The organism is Pseudomonas sp. S4_EA_1b, assembly GCF_016307435.1.
GTDB lineage: Bacteria > Pseudomonadota > Gammaproteobacteria > Pseudomonadales > Pseudomonadaceae > Aquipseudomonas > Aquipseudomonas rhodesiae.
Map to the genome: position 1 here is coordinate 88,753 of NZ_JAEILC010000015.1, position 21,732 is coordinate 110,484.

At 59.8% G+C, this 21,732-nt stretch carries 18 protein-coding genes and 3 pseudogenes; 19 read left to right on the forward strand and 2 right to left on the reverse strand.

Annotated elements, in window-relative coordinates; translation table 11 throughout:
* The first annotated feature begins 196 nt into the window (after positions 1 to 196).
* The 16 genes and pseudogenes from YA0848_RS05860 to YA0848_RS05935 all read left to right on the forward strand — a co-directional run bounded on the left by YA0848_RS05860 (position 197) and on the right by YA0848_RS05935 (position 18,765).
* Positions 197 to 2,512 (forward strand): ATP-binding protein, encoded by a 2,316-nt coding sequence (locus tag YA0848_RS05860; RefSeq protein WP_307847764.1) that lies wholly within the window; start codon positions 197 to 199, stop codon positions 2,510 to 2,512.
* Between the two features lie 430 nt (positions 2,513 to 2,942).
* Positions 2,943 to 4,967 carry a DNA topoisomerase III gene (locus YA0848_RS05865; RefSeq protein ID WP_039594020.1) on the forward strand — a complete coding sequence of 675 codons (2,025 nt, stop codon included), beginning with the start codon at positions 2,943 to 2,945 and terminating at the stop codon, positions 4,965 to 4,967.
* A gap of 1,603 nt (positions 4,968 to 6,570) precedes the next feature.
* Positions 6,571 to 7,273, forward strand: a pseudogene (locus YA0848_RS05870) (DUF5983 family protein).
* A 308-nt stretch (positions 7,274 to 7,581) separates the two neighbouring features.
* Positions 7,582 to 8,384 (forward strand): annotated as a pseudogene (locus YA0848_RS05875) (GTPase).
* A gap of 83 nt (positions 8,385 to 8,467) precedes the next feature.
* On the forward strand, positions 8,468 to 8,830 hold the full coding sequence (locus tag YA0848_RS05880) for a DUF3085 domain-containing protein (protein WP_039594019.1): 363 nt from the start codon (positions 8,468 to 8,470) through the stop codon (positions 8,828 to 8,830).
* Positions 8,831 to 8,974: 144 nt separating this feature from the next.
* A pseudogene (locus YA0848_RS05885) lies at positions 8,975 to 9,807 on the forward strand (phosphoadenosine phosphosulfate reductase domain-containing protein).
* A gap of 319 nt (positions 9,808 to 10,126) precedes the next feature.
* Entirely contained in the window at positions 10,127 to 10,678 is a 552-nt protein-coding gene (locus YA0848_RS05890) for an STY4534 family ICE replication protein (RefSeq protein ID WP_039594018.1), read from the forward strand.
* Positions 10,679 to 10,941: 263 nt separating this feature from the next.
* Positions 10,942 to 11,769 carry a DUF932 domain-containing protein gene (locus YA0848_RS05895; protein WP_024718110.1) on the forward strand — a complete coding sequence of 276 codons (828 nt, stop codon included), beginning with the start codon at positions 10,942 to 10,944 and terminating at the stop codon, positions 11,767 to 11,769.
* A gap of 432 nt (positions 11,770 to 12,201) precedes the next feature.
* Positions 12,202 to 12,510: a hypothetical protein gene (locus YA0848_RS05900; protein ID WP_024718111.1), complete on the forward strand. Its 309-nt coding sequence runs from the start codon at positions 12,202 to 12,204 to the stop codon at positions 12,508 to 12,510.
* A 226-nt stretch (positions 12,511 to 12,736) separates the two neighbouring features.
* Positions 12,737 to 13,324 carry a PFGI-1 class ICE element type IV pilus protein PilL2 gene (gene pilL2, locus YA0848_RS05905; RefSeq protein ID WP_039594017.1) on the forward strand — a complete coding sequence of 196 codons (588 nt, stop codon included), beginning with the start codon at positions 12,737 to 12,739 and terminating at the stop codon, positions 13,322 to 13,324.
* A complete protein-coding gene (locus YA0848_RS05910) occupies positions 13,321 to 13,977 on the forward strand; it encodes a hypothetical protein (RefSeq protein ID WP_039594016.1) in 657 nt (218 codons plus the stop codon). Before pilL2 ends, YA0848_RS05910 begins: the two co-directional genes overlap by 4 nt.
* A gap of 9 nt (positions 13,978 to 13,986) precedes the next feature.
* Positions 13,987 to 14,724: a TIGR03759 family integrating conjugative element protein gene (locus tag YA0848_RS05915; protein ID WP_039594015.1), complete on the forward strand. Its 738-nt coding sequence runs from the start codon at positions 13,987 to 13,989 to the stop codon at positions 14,722 to 14,724.
* Positions 14,725 to 14,759: 35 nt separating this feature from the next.
* Positions 14,760 to 15,290 (forward strand): transglycosylase SLT domain-containing protein, encoded by a 531-nt coding sequence (locus tag YA0848_RS05920; protein ID WP_046510186.1) that lies wholly within the window; start codon positions 14,760 to 14,762, stop codon positions 15,288 to 15,290.
* A complete protein-coding gene (locus tag YA0848_RS05925) occupies positions 15,287 to 15,838 on the forward strand; it encodes an integrating conjugative element protein (protein ID WP_024718116.1) in 552 nt (183 codons plus the stop codon). The genes YA0848_RS05920 and YA0848_RS05925 overlap by 4 nt, the downstream gene beginning before the upstream one ends.
* A 10-nt stretch (positions 15,839 to 15,848) precedes the next feature.
* On the forward strand, positions 15,849 to 18,023 hold the full coding sequence (gene traD, locus YA0848_RS05930) for a type IV conjugative transfer system coupling protein TraD (protein ID WP_039594014.1): 2,175 nt from the start codon (positions 15,849 to 15,851) through the stop codon (positions 18,021 to 18,023).
* On the forward strand, positions 18,016 to 18,765 hold the full coding sequence (locus YA0848_RS05935) for a TIGR03747 family integrating conjugative element membrane protein (RefSeq protein WP_039594013.1): 750 nt from the start codon (positions 18,016 to 18,018) through the stop codon (positions 18,763 to 18,765). Before traD ends, YA0848_RS05935 begins: the two co-directional genes overlap by 8 nt.
* Positions 18,766 to 18,780: 15 nt before the next feature.
* Here the strand turns inward: YA0848_RS05935 and YA0848_RS05940 are convergent, their stop codons facing one another.
* Both YA0848_RS05940 and YA0848_RS05945 read right to left on the reverse strand, forming a co-directional pair.
* Positions 18,781 to 20,070 carry a type II toxin-antitoxin system HipA family toxin gene (locus YA0848_RS05940; RefSeq protein WP_039594012.1) on the reverse strand — a complete coding sequence of 430 codons (1,290 nt, stop codon included), beginning with the start codon at positions 20,068 to 20,070 and terminating at the stop codon, positions 18,781 to 18,783.
* Positions 20,067 to 20,390 carry a helix-turn-helix domain-containing protein gene (locus tag YA0848_RS05945; protein WP_024718120.1) on the reverse strand — a complete coding sequence of 108 codons (324 nt, stop codon included), beginning with the start codon at positions 20,388 to 20,390 and terminating at the stop codon, positions 20,067 to 20,069. Before YA0848_RS05945 ends, YA0848_RS05940 begins: the two co-directional genes overlap by 4 nt.
* Before the next feature lie 375 nt (positions 20,391 to 20,765).
* Here YA0848_RS05945 and YA0848_RS05950 point away from each other — a divergent pair, with 375 nt between their 5' ends.
* The 3 genes from YA0848_RS05950 to YA0848_RS05960 are packed head-to-tail and all read left to right on the forward strand — an operon-like array spanning position 20,766 to position 21,731.
* A complete protein-coding gene (locus tag YA0848_RS05950; protein ID WP_039594058.1) occupies positions 20,766 to 21,122 on the forward strand; it encodes an integrative conjugative element protein, RAQPRD family in 357 nt (118 codons plus the stop codon).
* A complete protein-coding gene (locus tag YA0848_RS05955) occupies positions 21,119 to 21,352 on the forward strand; it encodes a TIGR03758 family integrating conjugative element protein (protein ID WP_039594011.1) in 234 nt (77 codons plus the stop codon). The genes YA0848_RS05950 and YA0848_RS05955 overlap by 4 nt, the downstream gene beginning before the upstream one ends.
* Positions 21,353 to 21,404: 52 nt before the next feature.
* Entirely contained in the window at positions 21,405 to 21,731 is a 327-nt protein-coding gene (locus tag YA0848_RS05960; RefSeq protein ID WP_232925047.1) for a TIGR03745 family integrating conjugative element membrane protein, read from the forward strand.
* The last annotated feature ends 1 nt before the right edge of the window (position 21,732 follow it).

A 21,732-nucleotide genomic window follows, 5' to 3' on the forward strand; every position in this document is an offset into this window, starting at 1 on the left:
CTCACACCCACTCACGCTGAATACGGATGAGCGATGGCTCGGTTAGGTTTTCGACAACCCCGGTAATCACCGGCATCAATGGTCGCGTGTCCATTCTCTCCCGGTGCACAGGTCGAATGCCGGACTCTATTGCGATCAGCAATGAAATGGACGGCGTATTCATCAATATCTTGACCTAACGCTACAAGGAGGGTCCATGCGTCTGCCATTCGAGCTCGATCCGCAGATCATCCATCACATCATTTACAGCCAGGCGGGCTCCATCGGCAAAGCCCTCATCGAGTTGCTAATGAACTCGGTCGATGCCAGGGCCAGCTCTGTGCATCTTTCACTGACCCGTAGTGGCTACACCTGCAGCGACGACGGCCAGGGCTTTGCCAGCCGCGACGATGTCGTTCGGTACTTCGGTCGGTTCGGCACGCCACACGATGAAGGCGACGCCACCTACGGCCGTTTCCGCCTCGGGCGCGGCCAGATCATGGCGCATGCCAAGACAGTCTGGCGCTCCAATGCCTGGAGGATGACCGTCGATACACGTGCGATGGGCTATCACTACGATCTTGACTACCTCCAGGACGCGTCGCCGGGCTGTTCGATCTCTGGCGACTGGTACGAAGTCCTGAGTGATGCGGAGCTGATGTCGGCCATCCAGGAGGTTCGGGACCTGGTGCGTTACACCCCCGTCAGCGTTGAGCTGAATGGCCAGCGCATCACCCGCGATCCGCGCACCGAGCGCTGGGATGCCGAGGACGAGTTCGCCTGGTATCGGGTGAAAGCGGACGGCGCGGTTGCCATCTACAACAAGGGCGTACTGGTGCGTCACGATCCCGCGCATTTGTGGGGTGCTGGCGGCCTCATCGTTTCCAAAAAGGCAATCGGCCTGAACGTCTCCCGCACCGAAATCCTGCGCAAGACCTGCCCGGTGTGGAAATCAATTGCCAGGCAATTTGGCCAGATGGCTGACCAGACGGAGTCCCGTCTTGGTGATCACCGTAAAACAGAGGCTCGCCGTGAAAAATCTGCGCGGGCGTTGCTTTCGGGCGATGCCAACATCGTTCAAATCTACTCCAGGGAAGAGGTCGTCACGCTTCTGCCCGGCAAGCGGCACGTGTCGTTGGAGGACTTTCTGCGCAAATGCCGTTATAGCCACAACCAGCGGCAAGGCGGCAGGTTCGCGGTCGTAGAAAATGCCTTCGAGGTCCCGAAGGGGGAAGCCATCGCCCGCGAAGGTATCGCCGTGATTGTTCACCCCACCACGCTCGACCGCTTCGGCTGCTACAACGCACAGGATTTTCTCGACTGCATCATTCGGGTCCACGCCAACCTGCGCCACGACGTGGAGCAGAACGGCACACCGTACTGGTGGCTGAACGGCCTCTACGTGCCGGACTTGATCGCGTTTTCAACACTGCGCGACGCGTTCATTGAGCGGACCAGCATCGTGACCGAGAAAGATGCGCTCGATCGCGAGACACGCCGCGCCTGGACTGCTTTGCGCTGGTGCCTGCATCACTACGCCGCCCTGTGCACGGGTGGCCAGCCTGCGTACGGGGGGCAAGTGCGTGAGGGTAAATCGCTTCACATTCTGCTCGGGCAGTCCAACATCGCCGAGGCGTGGACCGACGGCAGCAGTTACATCGCCGTCGACGTGACCCTTGTGAAGCGGCTCAAGTCCAGTCCGCTCAGGAGCGCTGCTTATATTTTTTCTCTCATCGAGCACGAGGTTGCCCACGAAGGCGACAGCCTCGACTGCGGCCACGATGAAGCGTTCTATCGTCGCTTCCATGACCTGGCGCTGCAACACAGCGAGCAACGCCAGCGCTATATGCACCTGTGGCTGATGAAGTACACCACGAGCATGGAGGGCGATGGAAAGCGAGCGCGCGGCGAGGCCTGGCGTGAACGTTATCTGGTCGACCGTGCCGGCAGCGGTCGCGAGAAACGCGGCCTTCCCCCGACCATCGAAGATGTCAGCAACGACCCTGTCGTCGTCGACCCGGTTCCTGGCGAAAACATAGCCTTCATCGACTACCAGAACACGCTTCTTACTGTGGCTGACACCGGCTCCCCGGCACCCGACTGGTCGGAGGTCCTGACGCGTGCCGAGGCTGACCAGAAGCTCATCGAGGCGCAGCACCGGGTTGACACAGCACAAGGTATCGCAGCGCAGATCAAGTACGACGAGGAAGAGTCCACGTATTGGGCCGAGATCGAAGCCTATGAGAAAGCCCAGACCGAGGCCGAAGAGGCTGCACGGCGTCGATTCGCCACGCGATTCAATGTACAGATTGAAGAGGTCCATCCTGACGCACTGTGCTACTTGCTGCGCGAGGATCTGAGCGATGAAGAGCTTCATGCCCTGTGGGCTGCAAAGCCCTGGGAGGCTGACGACCAGGAGTACTCTGGCGATGACGAACTTGAAGACGGCGACCTCGAAGCAGTCGACCCGCCCGATGGTCGTCAAGGAGCCTCTTGTGATGGCCCGACAGCGCACGTCTCCGAAGACCTATAGGTGTTGATCCGTCCTGGCGAGACAGCATGGACGCTTGAGCGCAATGCGGCCGCTGCTGGCTTCTTTCGTGTGGGTGACTATCTGAAGTGGCGTGAAGAACCGGATGCCTGATCCGAGGGCGGCTGTAGCAACCGATGGTCGCCCTCAATGCGCCAGCGCCTATCGGCCTCCCAAGTACCGGCTTTCAGCGGACACCGCTATACCCAGGGTATAGCGCCATGGACGTCCACTGAGGTCCACGCGCGCGCCCAAAACGAAGCGCCTGCTCTGGCGATCTCCTGAACTACCCTGGACTCAACTCCCGCAATCTTGTCTCCCAGGGCCAACAAGCCGGTCATTATCGAATCCACCTTGTTTGCTGTCTCTCGCGGTCTCCACGGACATGCTGATGCTCATTCGATGGATACCACGCTATTTCCGAGGAGGTTGCATGCGCCTGTATCTGTGCGAGAAGCCTTCGCAAGGCAAAGACATCGCGCGTGTGCTGGGTGCGAAACAGCGCGGAACTGGCTGCTACAACGGACCAGGCATTGTCGTGACCTGGTGCATCGGTCACCTGATCGAGGCGGCACCACCGGAAGCCTATGGTGAGCAGTACAAGCGCTGGTCCATTGAACAGCTTCCCATTCTTCCCGAGCACTGGCGCAGCGAGGTCAAGGCCTCCACTGCCGCGCAATTCAAGGTCGTCAAACAATTGCTCGGCCAGGCCAGCGAACTGGTGATTGCTACCGATGCTGATCGCGAAGGCGAAATGATCGCCCGCGAAATCATCGATCTGTGCGGCTACCGTGGCTCCATTCAACGGCTGTGGCTGTCGGCATTGAATGACGCCTCCATTCGCAAAGCGCTGGACGCGCTCAAGCCTTCGAACGAGACCCTGCCGCTGTATTACTCGGCACTCGCCCGCTCTCGTGCCGATTGGTTGATCGGCATGAACCTCAGCCGATTGTTCACGGTGCTCGGCCGCCAAGCCGGTTACCAGGGCGTCCTCTCAGTCGGTCGTGTGCAGACGCCCACGGTGGGTCTTGTGGTTGATCGCGACCGCGAGATCGCGCGGTTCGTGTCAGTTCCGTTTTGGTCCGTCGACGTGCAGCTATCGTACGCCGGCAATTCTTTCACCGCGAACTGGATGCCGCCCGACGCCACCACCGATGCTGCAGGTCGGTGCCTGGACCAACGAACGGCCCAGCAGGCAGTAAGCCAAATCGGCGGCGCTCGTGAGGCGCAGGTATTGTCCGTTGAAACCGAGCGGGTCCGCGAAGTCGCGCCTCTCCCGTTCGATCTCAGCACGTTGCAGGAGGTCTGTTCGCGCCAGTTTGGCCTCGACGTGCAAGAAACACTGGACATCGCGCAATCGCTGTACGAGACGCATAAGGCGACCACCTATCCTCGCTCGGATTCAGGCTACCTGCCGGAGAGCATGCTGGCCGAAGTGCCGACGGTACTCAACGCCATCCTCGCCACTGATCCCAGCCTACGCCCCTTGCTCGACCAACTCGACCGCACCCAACGCTCACGCGCCTGGAACGACGAGAAAGTCACTGCTCACCACGGCATCATTCCCACGCTGGAGCCGACCAACCTTTCTGTCATGTCGGAGAAGGAGCAAGCCGTTTATCGGCTCATCCGTTCGCATTACCTGGCCCAGTTTCTACCTCACCATGAGTTCGACAGAACAGTCGCCACGATGTCAGGCGGCGGCCAGACACTGCAGGCGACGGGTAAGCAGGTTGCCGTCCTGGGATGGCGCCTGGCGTTAATCAACAGCGGACCAGCAGCACCCGACAATACGGACGACGAGCCTACCCAACGTAGCCAGGTCCTGCCGCGGCTATCCGAGGGCACACATTGCCAGGTCGGCTCAGTCGATCTGAAAGCGCTGAAAACACTGCCACCCAAGCCGTTCACGCAGGGTGAGTTGATCAAAGCCATGAAGGGTGTCGCCAAACTGGTGACCGACCCACGCCTGAAACAGAAGTTGAAGGAATCCACGGGCATCGGCACCGAGGCCACCCGTGCGAATATCATCAACGGCTTGCTGGGCCGAAGCTACCTGGTCAAAAAAGGTCGATCCGTCCGCGCCTCCGAGGCGGCTTTCACCCTGATCGACGCAGTTCCAGCGGCCATCGCCGACCCGGGCACGACCGCCATCTGGGAACAGGCATTGGACATGATCGAAACCGGTCAGTTGACCCTGGACACCTTCATCGAGAAGCAATCGGTCTGGATCACGCAACTGGTGCAACAGTACCGTGACATCACCTTGTCCATCCAGATTCCCGAAGGTCCGGCGTGCCCATTGTGTGGTGCAGCGACGCGGCAGCGCACCGGAAAAACCGGCCCTTTTTGGTCGTGCAACCGTTATCCCGACTGTAAAGGCACCGTAGCAATCGAATCGTCCGGTGGCAAGCGAGCCGCTTCGCGCAAGCGGCGGATCGCTCCCAGAGCTTCCTGACGCCTGCCAGACACGTCCTGCCCCAGCCGCGTTTTCCAGCGGTTGTCAGGCATGGCCCCGCTACCCGCGGGGCATCCCAAGCATGCCCCCGCCTTCTGCAATGGCATGTACCTCTCCAGCGGCTCGTGTCGTCGGGAGGATTGAAGGTGCTTTCCTGCCCGGCCGGATGCACGGCCTATTGATCGGCACTCTCTACGTCCGGCCCGAAGGGTCTCCTGGCACCTTGAGCGCGAGATGCCAGGAGACCCTTCGGGGACGACGGTGTTCTCCCCCGGTGCCCGCCGGTGCAACAACGGGCTCCTTTTGTGCGCGGATGTGCGCCGAAAGATATCGACCCCAGCCACGAAACGGGTCGGGTGAGATCTGCTCCAGCGACAGGCGTTGACGACGGCCAGAGTCCCTGCGACAGCCACAGGTGGTATCCCTGTCCCCCGCTGGAGACGTACTGCCTCCAGCGCCTTGTTCCTCTCTGCATCTTGAACGCCGTCTGCCTGCGACCTGTCCAGAACCAGGTGACTTCGCCACAACCAGAACAGAAGATGGACATATGCACCTTCAACCCCTTCGGTACGGCAGCGTGTGCCGCCGCATCAAAGTCATGCACTTGGCCGCCGAACAGGGTGAGTGGCATGTAGCCATAATTAGGCGTCAGCACCGGTAATGATGACGAAAGCCCCATACCGGTGCCGAACTACGAAACCCTATTTCTGCTACTACGGGAATACCCCGGCACAGCGGACAGGTACCAATGACGCGGGCTCCGGCTAATGCCCAAGGAGTGCCGCCTTTAAGGCATACCGGACGACTACACCCTGGTGCCGTATCGCGTGCACCTCGCTGCAAAGCCATTGGCAACTCAATGGCCGTGTCTTGCGGCCTAGCTCGGACGACACCTGCAACAGGTCTTGCAATAACACGGGTGCGTAAAAAGCCTATTGTCGGCAGACGCCATGAAGCCGCTTTGCCATTCTGCCACCATCTGTTGCTAACTCCGGTCAGCACCATGCCAGCAGCCACGGTCCTCAGACTGCAACGTGGAGGTTCCACGTAGACCGATCCAGTCCGTTTCGCATCGTTTTACGCGGACGTGCGCCACACCTAGCGCCGATGCTCTTCATTCCCGCGCAACCCCGCGTTTCTGCATTCGCCGCATGGCATTAACCAGTTCAGAACTGCCGTCGTGTCGGCTTACGCGAATTCAATCCACCGCGCCTATAGCGCATCGTTTTCTGGAGGCTCCCATGGCACTGTGCAGCAAATCACGACTATTCGAGTTCAGCGGCCATGGCTGCGTCATCAGCAACGAGGTGATATTCCACCCACGACTCAACACAGGCATTGAATCTCGGCGAACAACTGCGCGAGGCCGTGCTGCAGAACCAGATCGATGAAACATCATGCCTACTCAAGCGCTAGACGGTGAGCCTACTTGTCGGCATCTCCGACCTGCATATTCAAGCGATCCTGCGAGCGCACGTTGCGCAGCTTCTGCTTGATACCTCCGAGCTGAGTGCTTCGACTGAAGCACCTGCATTTATTCACCCACTGGGACCCGATCCCCAGTTGGGGATGGGCTCCGCCTAACCTCTGCTGGAGAAATACCATGCAGACTCCCAATCCTTTCATCCGAGGCTACCAAAACCTGCATGTCGTTCGTACTCTCTGCGTCACCTATGAAGACGACAGCCCGCCCGTACGGCGGCAACTTCATCCCAGCCAAGCACACCTTCTGGACGATCAAATCGCGCAATTTCCCTGCATCCTATGCAACGACTTCGCGCTGATCACGGAAGGCCAGGAGGTCGGCGACGACCTTGAGGCAAAGTGCCAAACCGAAGGAATCGTCCGCTCGGTGGTCTACGCCGTCCTCGGCGGCGATGCCGGGCAGCCCATCCACATCGGCGATACCTACGCCGCTGAGGACGCGCGGGAAGTTGTACGGCGCCTGACTTTTGAGACTTGCTTCTACAGCCGATGCTGGGAAATCAGCACGGCGCACATCACCGAAGAAGCGGGTTGCTACCTGACAGAGCTTGCAGACATCGCCACGCCGATCGGCTTTCTGTTCGTCGCTTTCCGGATCCCATACAGCCCAGCGATCGGCGTCAAGGTGATTGCCACGCCCTGGACCGATGCCAACCTGCAGTACGTCGAAGCATCACCGCCGAGCAATTGCGGCACAATGCGACAAAGGCATGCCGGAGTCGCTGGTGAATGTTCTTCTGGCCGCGCTGGCTGATGCCCGCATCCTAATCTTCGACGCCGACGCACCGGTACTCGACGGCTTGCCGTTGTACGAAGAATGACCCTTGCCACGACATACCTTCTAGCCCCTCAACCGAGGGGCTTTTTTCTGCTCGGATAAAACGACAAATACGGGGCACGCCGGTTGCCGATTGACGCGGGCCTACCGCCGTGTGGCAGATGTCATTCTGCACACAGGTTTGCTGGCGTAGCCGGCACCATCCCAGGTAGTCGAGACCTTCAAGACTTCGGTGCGGCTTTGCGCGCTGGTCACTGTGCTCCCTGATGCACGCAGCATCTATTTACCCCCCCCCAAGGGATACCCTCCCTGCGGGCAGGAGTCCCTTGTTTTCCTCAAAGGAGTCTCCCCATGGATCACTCATCCATTCGCACGCAGATACCAGCGTTGGTGTCGGCCCATGTTCCGCGCAATGTTCGCAGCTTCAAGTTCCGCATCTACGAAGACCTTCCGCAGGAATCCTCGCTCGGCGTCCGTATGGACCCGCAGCCCTTCGAGGGCAAAATTGTCGCCAAGACCGATCAGGTCATTGTGGTCAAGATCGGTCGTGCCGAATTCGCCGTACTGGATCGCCACCAGGTGAGCCAGGAACCCGACGAAGGCACCAAGGTACAAGTCCAACCCTATGTGTTCGTCGCCGCTTCGACGGTCTTCGCGCGGATACGCCCGAAGAGCGCACAGAAGTGGCCTCAGACGGCACTCCATACACGGTGGAGACACACATTCTCGGATCAGCACCGGCCAAGTTGCCGGCCCCTGAACTGCGTTGCCCGGAGTTGCAGGAACTCGTTCATCAACTGGAGCAACTGCCCGCTCCCGATGGTTTCCGGCGCATCACCCACCTCCTGGTGGATGCCAAGGCCAGGGATTTCACCTGGGTCGACCCGTTGCCCAACAACATCATCGAGACGCCACCCGCGATCAGCTTCACGGTCTCCACGGAGAAATTCCAGGGCCGCGTTACGGTGCTCTATGACCGTGCCGGCGACCATTACGCCGTGGAGTTGCGCCACGCTGATGAACTCATCCAGCGCGTGGACGAGGTGTACTTTGACATGCTCGGCGAAACGCTGGAACACCTGATCGACGACGGGCATTGGCGGCAGATCCAGGTGGAAATCCTGTCGGACGGGCGCAAGCCGATCCGGCATTGATCAGTCGCCCAACACCACTCCTTACCTGTCCAGCTTCCTGCCTTCCTGGCGGGAAGCATTTTCCTCAAGCAATGGAGACCACCATGTTGCGATTCAAAGGTAAAGATTTGCGTCCCGTGCTGGCCGAGGCTATCGCTCACAAGGGTCGCCTCATCCTCGCCAAGGATCATGGGGTGTATTTCCTGGCCGAGTTCGGCGAGCGTACACCCGAAGGGCAGCAAAAACTGCTGGCCTACGCCGTTGGCTGCGATCCCGACATCGATCCATTCGATGACTGGTGGGAACTCGCCCGCACCGAGCTTGGCGGGGATGACTTCGGGGAGCTTCTTGATCCTCACGATGCTGTCTTCACCCGCATCCTCAACAGTGAAGACGATCTTGAATTGTCGGCCACGCCGACACAGCTTTCGCTGCAAGCCGTTGCGTCCAAGCCTGGTAAAGGCTAGCTCACCACCTGATCACAAGGCCTCCATCCGGGGGCCTTTTTCTGAACAACGGCCATGTTACCGCATGCCTGTCTCTCGTTCCCTTCACAAGGAGTTCCCTCTGCCGTCGGTGCCTGTCGGCACACCAGCCTGGAGACAGCTCACATGCGCGACCCATTCAAGATTGACCAACCCACCTGTATCAGTTTCAGCGGCGGTCGCACCAGCGCCTACATGCTGTGGCGAGTGCTGCAAGCCAATGCGGGCCTGCCTGCGGATACCGTAGTCTGCTTCGCCAACACCGGCAAGGAAGTGGAGGCCACGCTGCGTTTCGTGCGCGAGTGCAGCGTACGGTGGCAGGTGCCGATCCACTGGCTCGAATACCGCGATGCGTCACGGTGGTCGATTTCGCAAGCCACAGCCGGCAAGGCGAACCCTTCGAGGCGCTAATCCGCAAGCGCCAGTACCTGCCCAACCCGGTAGATGGGGGCTGCACCACCTCCCTGAAAATCCGTGAAATGCACAAGTTCGTACGCAGTTTGGGTTGGACCGACTGGGATCAGTTCATCGGCATCCGGGCTGACGAGCAGCGCCGCGTGGCGAAGATCAGGACGCGCGGTCATTCCACAGAGTCCAGCAGAGAGACGATGTGCATGCCGTTGGCCGAGGCTGGCGTGAGCGTGCGCGAGGTGACCGCCTTCTGGTAGGCCCAGCCCTTCGATCTGGCATTGCTGACCGTGAACGGCCGCGCGCTCGAAAGCAACTGCGATCTGTGCTTTCTCAAGCCGCAGGGACAGCGGCTGGCACTGTTCAAGGCCAAACCGGGGTCCGCCGTCTGGTGGATACGTATGGAGTCTTTGAGTCTTGCCAGCAAACCCAGCGGCGCCCGCTTTCGCGACGATGGCCCGACCTATGCCGACCTGGCCCGATTCGCCGCCCACCAGCGCGACATGCTCGATTCCGACGAAGCGTCCATCGCCTATTTTTGTGGTGACTGAACAATGGGGATGCACGCCAGTACCGATTTCCGGTAGCGGGCACATCCCACGGGTGCCACGTTACAGCCATGTTCCGCTGACGTTGTCAGCAACATGCCCAGGTGGTCACGATCTTCAAGACTACGGCGCGGTTCCGTCCGCGTTGATCAATCCAGTTCGCACTCGGCATCCCAGATGCGAACGCCCATCGAGTCTTCGATGGTGATGCCAGTCTAGTTGTACCTGATCCCAGGATCCATCAACCCACGCGGGGGTTACACACCTCCCGTCCGGGTCGGTGTGTCTCCGCACTCTTGTCCTGCCAGTCTGGAGATTCACCATGACCACTTCATCCGAAAAAACTTTTTTCGATCTTCACATCACCGGCCTCGGTTATCTCAATCGCGTTCGCGAAGTGAAGCCAAAGAAAGGTGATCCGTTCCTGGCCTGCGATATCGCAGCGCTCAATGGTCCGAGCGACAACGTCTCGTACGTGCGTTTTGATACGCGCGTATCGGGCTCGGAAGCACAACACCTGGTTCGTCGCTGCATCGAGGCCGTCGAGGCGGAGAAGAAAGTGATGATCGGGTTCCGACTCAGCGACCTGTGGGCTGATACGTTCACCTACACCAAAGGTAAACGTGCAGGCGAACAGGGAGTGAGCCTCAAGGCCCGTCTGCTGTTCATCAGTTGGATCAAGGTCGACAGTGCTTTGGTTTACAAGGCCGAGCCGAAATCGACCAAGGCCGATGAAAGCGAATCGCAAGCCCCAGCGGCTTCCGAAACACCTGTCAGCCAGGAAGCACCCGCTTCGGAAATCTCCGAGCCTGTTGCAGAACCTGTCGACGAAGCCACCGATGCACAAACACCGGTACTGGCCGAGTCGTTCTGATCCGTAACGCCGGGGTGGTCCTTCGATTCAACCCTCGTGCGGTTGATATCGGGCCAACATTAGCCCCGGACTTCCTTCATTGCCTATTGGGTTATTACGCCATTGGCGTATCCATCCGCATCGGTACGACCGACATGCAGATGGGCTTCTTCCTGCCAATTTTCGTCCAACCCCTGCATCGCGGGGCTTTTTGTCCTATGCACCCGTGCTCGCCTGGCTCCTAGCCAGTCGTTGTCGGCTGCTCAATTTTCAAGGAGTTTGTCATGCAACTTGCCTCTCGTTTTGCTTCACGTTCCCCCGTGCTACGTGCTGATCATCCGCTGTCCGATGACCAGATCCGCGCAATCGCCCCTTCCATCTTCGCGGAAAACCCGCATGAAAGCCGTTCCGAACGGTACAGCTACATACCGACCTGCGCTGTACTGGCGAAACTACGCGATGAAGGGTTCGAGCCCTTCATGGTGTGCCAGACCCGCGTGCGTCACGAAGACCGTCGTGAATTCACCAAGCACATGCTCCGGCTTCGTCATGCGAGCCAGATCAATGGCAAAGAGGCCAATGAAATTATCTTGCTCAATAGTCACGACGGTACGAGCAGCTATCAGATGCTGGCGGGCATGTTCCGCTTTGTCTGCCAAAACGGTCTGGTGTGCGGCAACATCGTCGGTGACGTCCGCGTGCCTCACAAGGGCAACGTGACGGAACATGTCATCGAGGGCGCCTATGAAGTCCTGCGTGGCTTCGACCAAGTACAGGACTCCCACGAAGCCATGCGAGCTATCACGCTCGACGATGGCGAAGCAGAGGTCTTTGCGCGCTCGGCACTGATGCTCAAGTACGACAGCCCGGACAAGGTGCTGCCGATCACTGAAAGCCAGGTGTTGGCGACACGCCGGTTCGATGACCAACGCACGGATCTGTGGTCGGTGTTTAACCGAGTACAGGAAAATCTGGTCAAAGGAGGTCTGTCCGGCCGGACTGCCAACGGTCGTCATCAACGCACACGCCCGGTGCAAGGCATCGATCAAAACGTACGCCTCAATCGGGCATTGTGGTTGCTGGCCGAAGGTTTGCGACAGCTCAAAGCTTGACCGCTCGCTGACTTTGCCCACTCCGAGCAGAGTCAGCGATTCTCACACATCGCTCCTGCCAGAGCGCTCTTCAATCCCCAAAGGACTGTACTGGCCTCGCGGGCTGGTGCCGTCCTAGCTTCTTCGTAAGGACATCACCATGCCTCGTGCATCCGCTACTGCGCATCCACGGACCGACTTCTTTATCCCAAAGGAGCTTTACCATGAACCTTCGATACCACATCTGCGCTCCGCGCAGCCCTTCTCCGCCCAATGAGCACCGTGCCACCAGTGGTGATTTAGCGTTGGTGGTTAACACTGACGAGCAACGCAGTCTCACGATCATTCAATTACTCGTCGAGACAGTTGCCCCCTGAAGGCCGAGATTTCAGTTTATCACCCGTTGGGGCCCTTCCCCCCAAGGGTGCTGTGGTCCTCAACAAGGAGACTTCCATGGCACATTCATCCAGATACCACCGCCGCCACTCCAAGCTGTTGTTTCCGGTTGGCGCGTTGATCTTCAGCAAGGGCGTCGATCGCCTGATGCGTGAAGGTCGCCTTGATCCAATGCCGTTCTTTCAACGTCATGCGCGTGGTGACTGGGGCCAGGTTTCCGACGAGACATGGTACGCCAACAACGCCGCGCTGAAGATCGACGGGCAGCTCAATTCATTCTACGTGGTCACCCGCGAAATCAGCCTTAGCATCATGTCCGAGGCCGACCGCAGTGCCACCATGATCCGGCTACCGTCGGAACGCTGAGGCCGCTCTTGCCATTATCTACCGACTTCCGGTCGCCAGTACCGGTCAGTCACTTTTTTCACTGCCCGGGGGCCTAACTCGGCCCCTGTCCCCCTTCGCCTAAGGCAGAGTTTCCGAGCGAGGCCAAAGGCATGATCAATCTGGTGACTCGGCGAATCCTATTGTTTACTGATACACCGGCCTTGTGAGGCGATGGTGTCGGTTCCACGCTCCAGAGAATCGACCGATGCCAGCATTCAGCCAAAATCACCCCAGCAGGGTCTTACTCTGCCTGCTGATAACAGCTGCTCTAACCAACGGCTGCACGACGGCATCCGCGCCTACCCCGCCCACTCCGGCAGAACCCGCAAAGAACGGTCCCAGCGCGTCCGCGCGCGGGGTGCCGGAGTTCACCCCGGTGGTGCGTTATGGCCGGTACACCCTGGTCGAGTTGGCCCCGGCATCAGCGCAACAGGACCTGCTGCTTCAGGTCGTCGATGTGGCCGTTCCCGAGACACGCACAGCCACCGTGGGGGACGCCCTGCGTCATGTCCTGCTCCGTTCTGGCTACCAGTTGTGTTCCAGCAGTGATATCGCAGCGCTGAATGCGCTCCCGCTACCGGCTTCGCATTACCGACTGGGCCCGCTGTTGTTGCGTGATGCCCTGCTCACGCTGGCCGGTCCTGCCTGGGATCTGGAGGTCGACGACGGCGCACGCCGGATCTGCTTCACACGCGCAGCACATCCCACCACCGGTGGCGCCCTTCCCCAATCCGGACCGGTCTCCCCTGTCGACATAGCGCGGCCTCCACTGAAAACGGAGGCCAGGCCATGAGGGGATTTCAATCCACCCCAGGCGACTCCCGCAGCATGCTGTTGCGTGCGGCTGGCATCGCATGGCTGATCCTGATTAGCGCAGCGACGATCATCAACCACGTCTCGCTGTCGAGTCTGGCCACCCAGACCAGTGCCAGCGCTCAGGGTAGCCAGGTTGTTGCCCTGGAGGCTCGGCTGACTGATCTGAGCCAGCGCCTCGACGCCCTGCTAAAACTACCTGTTGCCTTGACCCAGGCCCGTTATGAGACTGATAGCAAAACACTTGAGCAACGAATGACCGCCATCGAAATCGGACTCGAGCAACGTCTGACAGCAGCCAGCCTGTCTTCCTTGGAAACACGCATCGACCAGTTGACCACCCGTCTGGATAAACCCAACCAGACGACTCCAGTACCGGTGCACACCCGTGTGACATACCCGACAAAGCCGACCCAAACAGCAAACCTACCGTTCACGGTTATGGGGATTGAGCTTCGCGGCGGCGAACGATTTCTGTCGATACTGCCAACCGGCACTGCCGCCTTTTCCGAGATGCGCGTCCTGCGTCCCGGTGAGACCGACAGCGGCTGGCGCCTGCAAGCCATCGATGGCCAGACCGCCGTGTTCCAGCGCGAGAACGACGGTCAGACGCATCGATTGACGCTGCCATAGGGGCTCCGGATGAACAAAACTCTCGTCTTCCGCGCGTTAACGCTGAGCCTGGCCGTCTCCTTTCTCTCTCCGGCAATCGCACAGAACGCTCGCACGATCGCCTCCACCGTCGCGCCCAGCGAGGAACAAACAGCGACCTCACGCATCAGCGATGAACAACAGGCTCGTGACTGGGGGTTGCGCACGGAGGAATGGGCTCGTTATCGCCAATTGATGCAGGGACCGCTGGGCCTTTTTTCGCCCAACCTCGACCCATTGACCGCACTCGGCATCGAAGCGCGCGCCGAGGAAGAACGCGACCGCTATGCCGAGTTGCAGGTTCAGGTTGAAGCCCGCCGCGTCGAAAAGACGCTGGCATACCAGCGGGCCTACGACACCGCCTGGCAACGTCTACACCCGGGCATGCAACGTGTCACCCTGCCCGGCCATACTCCAAGCAGTTCCTCCACCACCGCCAACAGCACCGACCGCATCGCCGTGTTCATCAAGGACGGCTGCGCGCCCTGTGGCCTGGCGGTTCAGCAGTTGCAGGTATCCGATGTCGGCTTCGACCTCTACATGGTTGGCAGCCGCGCCAACGACGCGCTCATTCGCGACTGGGCAAAACGCGCCAGTATCAATCCAGATCGCGTACGCAACGGTTCAATCACGCTCAACCACGATGCCGGTCGGTGGCTGTCTTTGGGCCTGCCGGGGGACCTGCCTGCCGTTGTGCGACAGGTCAGTGGCCAATGGCAACGGCAGTGACCCGCTGGCGTCATCGGCTCGTGGTACTGGGGTGGATGGCCATCGTCGTCCCCGCCGGCGCGCAGGACGTACCGCCTCCGGCGTACCAGATCGCCGCTCACCGGGCTGGCATTCCCTCTGCGGTACTGTATGCGGTGGCGTTGCAGGAGAGCGGCCTGCAACGCGATGGCCGGCTGGTGCCATGGCCCTGGACTCTGAACGTGGCAGGCGTATCGCGCCGTTTCAGTTCCCGCGCCAAAGCCTGTACGGGTCTGCAAAAGGCGCTGCGGGAGGCTCCTCCCACACGGGTCGACGCCGGCCTCGGCCAGATCAATCTGGGTTATCAGAAGCACCGCTACCCGCAGCCCTGCGATCTATTCGACCCATATCGCAACCTCGCTATCGCAGCGGAAATTCTGCGCGAACAGCACACCGACGGCGAGGACTGGCTGCTCGCCATTGGACGCTACCACCGCCCAGCAGGTGGGGCACCGGCTGCCCGCTACCGCATGAGAGTGCACAAGCAGCTGCAGCGCGTGCTCGGCGGCGCCCTCGCTGAAAACGCCCTCAGGAGAAAAACACTATGAAGCTCCATCCTCCTCTGCGAATCGCCGCCCCATCGCTGTTCGGCCTGCTATGCCTGGCCACCGGGGGAGCGCTCGCAGACGCCGCCTCGTTGATCGTGGTCGAAGACCGTGGCGGTGTTTCGGCATGGCCCTACTACCAATCACTGAATCTACGACCAGGCCAGGACCAGCCGTTAGCTCCTTCCCTCTCCGCACCTCATCCGTCACAGCAACGTTTCAGCGAAACAGACATGCTGCCGGTTCGTTCCGGGCGGCTGTCGCCGGGGGAGGAGCCGCGCAGGGTCATCCAGGCCTCCGGGCTGCGGCCAATGTTTCTGGTCGGCGATGACGACCACTCGCGCCAATGGTTACGCGAGCGCGCAGCAATCCTGGGCAAATTGAAGGCGGTCGGCTTGGTCGTCAACGTGGCATCTGCCAACGCCCTTGCCACCTTGCGCAGGCTGGTCCCGGGCCTGACACTGTCGCCGGTATCGGGCGACGATCTCGCAGAACGTCTGGGGTTGCGCCATTACCCCGTGCTGGTCACTGCCACCGGAATTGAGCAGTGAGCCGCTCGCCATGGCCCAGCCTCATGCGGTGGAAGTCCTACTACGGCCAGCGGTGGAGCTGTACACCGTGGTCGTCTGCGCCGCTGCCACGCTTCTGTGCCTGGTGGCGCCATGGTCGCTCGCGCTCAATCCGCTGCTCGGCCTGGGCTCGGCCCTGGCATTCTTCGCCTTTGGCTCGATCCGCCTGCGGGAAGCCTGGGCCATCCTGCGCTACCGCCGCAATATCCGCCGCCTGCCGAAGTACGTGATGACCAGCCGTGCTGTGCCGGTCAGTCAGCAGCGCCTGTTCATCGGCCGAGGGTTTCGCTGGGATCAGCGGCACACGCATCGGCTGATGCAAACGTACCGCCCCGAGTTTCGTCGTTATGTGGAACCCACGGCCGCCTACCGCATCGCCCGCCGTTTGGAAGAGCGGCTGGAATTCGCACGCTTTCCACTCTCAAAACTTGCCCGACTGACGACCTGGGACAGCCCATTTAATCCGGCGCGGCCGCTACCTCCAGTCGGTGGCATGCCGCGCCTGCATGGCATTGAACCGCATGAGGTGGACATCACGCTGCCGCTGGGGGAACGGGTTGGGCATTCACTCGTCCTGGGCACCACGCGGGTGGGCAAAACAAGACTCGCCGAGCTGTTCATCACCCAGGACATCCGGCGGCGTAACGCAGCCGGCGAGCATGAAGTGGTCATCGTCTTCGACCCCAAAGGCGATGCGGACCTGCTCAAGCGCATGTATGTCGAGGCCAAACGCGCCGGGCGCGAGGGCGAGTTCTATGTTTTCCACCTCGGCTGGCCAGATATTTCCGCCCGTTACAACGCCGTGGGACGGTTTGGTCGCATCAGCGAGGTGGCCACGCGCATTGCCGGCCAACTCTCCGGCGAGGGTAATTCCGCAGCGTTTCGCGAGTTCGCCTGGCGCTTCGTCAACATCATCGCCCGTGCACTCGTCGAGCTGGGGCAGCGGCCCGACTACCTGCTGATCCAGCGGCACGTGGTGAACATCGATGCCTTGTTTATCGAATACGCCCAGCACTACTTCGCGAGCAACGAGCCGAAGGCCTGGGAAGTCATCGTGCAGATCGAGGCCAGGCTCAACGACAAGAACATTCCACGCAACATGATCGGCCGCGAGAAGCGCGTCATTGCGCTCGAACAATACCTGTCACAGGTCAGGGTCTACGATCCGGTACTGGATGGGCTGAGGTCTGCGGTGCGTTACGACCGCACCTACTTTGACAAAATTGTCGCCTCGTTGCTGCCCCTGCTGGAAAAACTCACGACCGGCAAGATCTCTCAGTTGCTGGCCCCGAACTATGCCGATCTGGCCGACCCGCGGCCCATTTTCGACTGGATGCAGATTATCCGGAAGAAGGCCGTGGTGTATGTGGGCCTCGATGCGCTCTCGGATGCCGAGGTTTCAGCCGCCGTGGGCAACAGCATGTTCAGCGACTTGGTGTCGGTCGCTGGACACATCTACAAGTTCGGTATTGACGATGGTCTACCCGGCACGGCGTCTGGGGTCAAAGTACCGATCAACGTGCACGCCGACGAGTTCAACGAACTGATGGGTGATGAGTTCATCCCCATGGTCAACAAAGGCGGCGGTGCCGGTCTCCAGGTCACCGCCTACACGCAAACGCTCAGTGACATTGAAGCGCGTATCGGCAACCGCGCCAAAGCCGGTCAGGTGGTCGGTAACTTCAACAATCTGTTTATGTTGAGGGTGCGGGAAACTGCGACCGCCGAGTTACTCACGAAGCAATTGCCCAAGGTTGAGGTGTACACCACTTCACTGATGAGCGGCGCCACCGACAGCTCCGACATTCATGGCAAGACCGATTTTACCAGCAACACCCAGGACCGCATCACGACGACGAGTGTGCCCCTGATCGAACCCGCCCATGTTGTCGGCCTGCCCAAGGGGCAGTGCTTTGCACTGATTGAGGGCGGCAACCTCTGGAAGATCCGCATGCCGCTGCCGGCACCCGACCCTGACGAAGTGATGCCTAGGGACCTGCAGCAGCTTGCTGGGTACATGCGCCAACACTACGTCGAGGCGGGTGACTGGTGGGACAGCAAAGCACTACCGGGCCTGCAGGATGCCCCCCTGCCTGATGACCTACTTGACGGGTTCCGGCATATGGCGACCGCCGAAACGACTGCTGAGAGGCGCAACCGTGAGTGACCCGGCCAACACAGCGCAGCGCCAGCAGACCCAACAGCAGGGTTTGATCACCGGCATCATCACGCTGCCATTCCGGTTTGTGGCCGTGCTTTTGGGGTCTTTGTTTCTGTCCATCGTGATCGAATGTGTGGGTATGCACCTGTTCTGGGGAGATCAAGGCTGGCGGCACGCGCAAGGCATGCTGGACTACGAACTGACGCAACTCTCACAACACTTCACACGCAGCGCCGTGGTGCAGGAACCGGGACAAACGGCGTCCTGGTTGGTAGAAACGGCTTACCAATGGGTGTTCGTCAAAAGCGGACTCATCGACTGGATGCGCGACGCATCGGCCAAAGCCAGTTCACCCAGCCAGGGAACGGGTCGGGATTTCCGTTTTTATCTGAGTCAGGTTTATGTGTATCTGGAGAACGACCTGATCGCCAGTGCGTACACGCTACTGGTGTTCCTCGTCCGGCTGCTGGTGCTGGTACTGACCATCCCACTGTTCCTGATGGCAGCTTTCGTCGGACTGGTCGATGGCCTGGTGCGGCGGGACATCAGGCGCTTTGGTGCGGGCCGTGAGTCAGGCTTTGTCTACCACCGGGCAAAGGCCAGTCTGATGCCTCTCGCCGTCATGCCTTGGGTCCTTTACCTGACCCTGCCCGTCAGCGCACACCCGCTTCTTATCTTGGTTCCCTGCGCAATTCTGTTAGGTGCCGCAACAGACCTCGCAGCAGGCAGCTTCAAAAAATACCTATAAGTGCTGACCGGTATTTCAGGCCAGTAATGCCTGCGCCGCCTCCATTTGCTCGTGCTCAAACGCTGGCGCAAAATCGTCCAACTCGCTCGCTTGCAACCCCACCACTGCACTGAGCGCCATCTGCCGCCAGTCCAGCACGGCGTCATACACTTCTGCCAGCACGGCCAACGCATCCTCCCGACTCAACGAAAAATAAGTGCTCCGCGCCAGCAGCATCTCAAGATTGGTGATCGGTCCATCCTCCTCCGACAGCCAGGTTTTCGATTCTCGCTCTTTGTCCGGGAAGGGATTGACGTCGAATGCCGGTGCCAGCCGCCAGAGCCCCTTTTCCACATGAAGAAAGCCATGGTTCTGCAGGTGGTCATCCACATTGGTGATCAGTAGGTTAAAAACCAGTCGCCGCCATAGCTGCTGCACATCTACGGTCGGTGCATGCCCCACGGAACGGATAGCATCGGCAATTTCAGTATAGCTTCGATCCTCTTCGCGCGACGCCTGCAGCAAAGACGCGGCGGACTGGTATGGAATACGCCCATCAGCACCATCGCGATCGAAACGGCGGATGATAGCGACCGGTACGCCATCCAGCTCTATGATACGGGCCGGCGCGGCATTGATACCTGCTTGTTTTGCCAAGCATAAGGCCAGCACTTCGCCGCGCGTCACGCTACGGGTGTCGCTCACGCTTGGGAATTTTCCAATGGCGAGTGCGCCATCCTCATCGACCACCGTGCTCTTGGGGCGCATCCCGCCGAGCGATGTGCCTTTGCCCTGAAGGTAACGCAAATCTTCAGTGCTTTCCTGACCTTTCTCAACTGCCCGGCTGGCCTGGTAGATGCGCTGCAATTCCAGCAGTGGCGGTGTAGCGCGCCGTCCATCTTCAATCGTCCGGCAATAATGTCCGTTCTGATCACGCAGTCTCAGCGCGCCGATCCGGCTGAAATCGTCAACCGCCAGCAGGTAGTCCATCTCTGTCAGCGACGCGAGCGATGGATTACCCTTACGACGCTTGGCATGGTCACGTGCGATGACCCGGCGTCCCCAAGCGTCCGGTGTCGTATCGGCAATGGCGAAATGAAAGACCGAATCGTGAGCTGAGGGAGATCTACGTGGCTGATAACCCGAGATCAGGCTGAGATCGGCAGAAACATTGAACCCCTCCTGATTCCCCAACCATCCCTGCTCATAGGCAAAGGTGGTGTTCTCACGGCGTCCCTGCTTGACGTAAATAAGAGTGCCAACAGCTATTCCCGCCTTACCAAGACAGACCTGGACTTGCTGGCGAACTGAAGTAACCGATTTCATAATGCCCCCGATGCCGGCGGTTTACTGCGTACACGTTTAGGCAATTGTTCATCCATCAGCGTCAGCCCGATGTCGTCGTGCGCCGTATCCAGCAGGTTGGCCAGCGCCTGTACCTCACCGAACACGTGCAAGGCGCGGGCGAAGAAATGAATAGGCACCCGCATATCCCCTTTCTCCATGCGCCGAACAGTGGATACAGAAGCCCCCATTCGCTCTGCAAGCGAGGCCTGTGAAATCCGTCGACGCCTGCGTGCAAGCTCAATGTCGCTGCCGAGCTTGCGGAGCGCCCGCTCGACGGGTAACGGCAGTGGTGTACTCATTTATCATCCTCATAGGAACGCTTAAGGCTATTATCAGTTCCTATGAGAACAATTACCTCACGCCTCGTTACTGTTGTCAATAAACATCCCATGGGAGCGCTAGTAAGCGATTAGCACTCCAATCAGAATGCTAAAGTGAAATCTGACAATATATCAGCCCTTAGCGTCCACGATTTCGATACGCAGAGACACAGATGAAGAGATAGCTGTTCTGCGATGAAACAGTCGCCCCTGCCACTCTCTTCAGAATGCACAACGCAACACCACCAAAAAAATGTGTAAGGAAAGTGGTGAGGAGTAACTCCCCATTGTTTGCGGCTTTCCACCAGCCATCCCCGCAGCATCGAGCCATTCGAGCCCATCGGAAATGGCGCAATGGCAAGGTTTCACAATTCGGCTTACGCATGGCGACGTCCTGTCGTAGCGTTGCTGCTCACCAGTATCTTCATCACACAGCTCGCCGCTGCAACTGACGATGGGTATGAGCGTGAACACCTGGCGGCCGTCGCCCGCCAACTCGACCTGCTTGACCGTCTGGCCAAACAATCCGCCAGCACCGCTCCCGAGTCACGCTCCCGCTATCACTTCGATTATCGGCGTCTGGATGCCGACCTGCAGCGCATGCGGTCGGGCATCAACGACTACCTGACGCCTCAGCGTGCACAGCCACGCGATCCCTCTGCACTGCTTGGCGATTACCGCCAGGACGCCGAACAGGAGGATGACCGATGAACGCCAACCAGCTTGCCGCCTTTCAGGCCAATGGAGGCTTCACCCCCTCTGCTGTCGCCGGCGTACTGCTCGGCGCCGTGTTCGCAACCCTGCTGCTGTGGGGCGTATGGGCCCTGCGCACAGCCTATGTCGGCGTGTCGGAACAGCGGATTTCCCAGCGTCAGTTCGTCGGCGTTGCGGTGAGGTTTATCGCGATGTACGTGGTGCTGACTTTTTTCCTGCTCTCCTAACGCAAAGGCTCACATCATGAACCTGCTCTCGTATCGCTTGCATTCGGCACGTATGGCCGTCCTGGCTTCGGCATCCACACTCGCCATGCTGCCGACGTTTGCCCGGGCCGACCTCCCAACCCTGGAAGAACCGTCGAGGGGCACCGGCTCGGGCATCATGGAGACGCTGCGCAATTACGGTTACGACATCGTGATGCTTGTTGCCTTGCTGGTGGTCGCCTCGATGTTTGTCGGTGTCTGCTACCACGCCTACGGTACCTATGCGGAAATCCACACGGGCCGCAAAACCTGGGGGCAATTCGGCCTGACGGTGGCCGTGGGCGCCGTCCTGCTGGTCGTTGGTGTCTGGCTGCTCACTGAAGCCACCGGCGTGCTCTAGG

Excerpts from the sequence above, each read along its gene's own strand:
- YA0848_RS05860 (WP_307847764.1), top strand. The coding sequence starts at position 197 with ATGCGTCTGCCATTCGAGCTCGATCCGCAGATCATCCATCACATCATT.
- YA0848_RS05865 (WP_039594020.1), top strand. The coding sequence starts at position 2,943 with ATGCGCCTGTATCTGTGCGAGAAGCCTTCGCAAGGCAAAGACATCGCG.
- YA0848_RS05880 (WP_039594019.1), top strand. The coding sequence starts at position 8,468 with ATGTTGCGATTCAAAGGTAAAGATTTGCGTCCCGTGCTGGCCGAGGCT.
- YA0848_RS05890 (WP_039594018.1), top strand. The coding sequence starts at position 10,127 with ATGACCACTTCATCCGAAAAAACTTTTTTCGATCTTCACATCACCGGC.
- YA0848_RS05895 (WP_024718110.1), top strand. The coding sequence starts at position 10,942 with ATGCAACTTGCCTCTCGTTTTGCTTCACGTTCCCCCGTGCTACGTGCT.
- YA0848_RS05900 (WP_024718111.1), top strand. The coding sequence starts at position 12,202 with ATGGCACATTCATCCAGATACCACCGCCGCCACTCCAAGCTGTTGTTT.
- pilL2 (WP_039594017.1), top strand. The coding sequence starts at position 12,737 with ATGCCAGCATTCAGCCAAAATCACCCCAGCAGGGTCTTACTCTGCCTG.
- YA0848_RS05910 (WP_039594016.1), top strand. The coding sequence starts at position 13,321 with ATGAGGGGATTTCAATCCACCCCAGGCGACTCCCGCAGCATGCTGTTG.
- YA0848_RS05915 (WP_039594015.1), top strand. The coding sequence starts at position 13,987 with ATGAACAAAACTCTCGTCTTCCGCGCGTTAACGCTGAGCCTGGCCGTC.
- YA0848_RS05920 (WP_046510186.1), top strand. The coding sequence starts at position 14,760 with ATGGCCATCGTCGTCCCCGCCGGCGCGCAGGACGTACCGCCTCCGGCG.
- YA0848_RS05925 (WP_024718116.1), top strand. The coding sequence starts at position 15,287 with ATGAAGCTCCATCCTCCTCTGCGAATCGCCGCCCCATCGCTGTTCGGC.
- traD (WP_039594014.1), top strand. The coding sequence starts at position 15,849 with ATGGCCCAGCCTCATGCGGTGGAAGTCCTACTACGGCCAGCGGTGGAG.
- YA0848_RS05940 (WP_039594012.1), bottom strand. The coding sequence starts at position 20,070 with ATGAAATCGGTTACTTCAGTTCGCCAGCAAGTCCAGGTCTGTCTTGGT.
- YA0848_RS05945 (WP_024718120.1), bottom strand. The coding sequence starts at position 20,390 with ATGAGTACACCACTGCCGTTACCCGTCGAGCGGGCGCTCCGCAAGCTC.
- YA0848_RS05950 (WP_039594058.1), top strand. The coding sequence starts at position 20,766 with ATGGCAAGGTTTCACAATTCGGCTTACGCATGGCGACGTCCTGTCGTA.
- YA0848_RS05955 (WP_039594011.1), top strand. The coding sequence starts at position 21,119 with ATGAACGCCAACCAGCTTGCCGCCTTTCAGGCCAATGGAGGCTTCACC.
- YA0848_RS05960 (WP_232925047.1), top strand. The coding sequence starts at position 21,405 with ATGGCCGTCCTGGCTTCGGCATCCACACTCGCCATGCTGCCGACGTTT.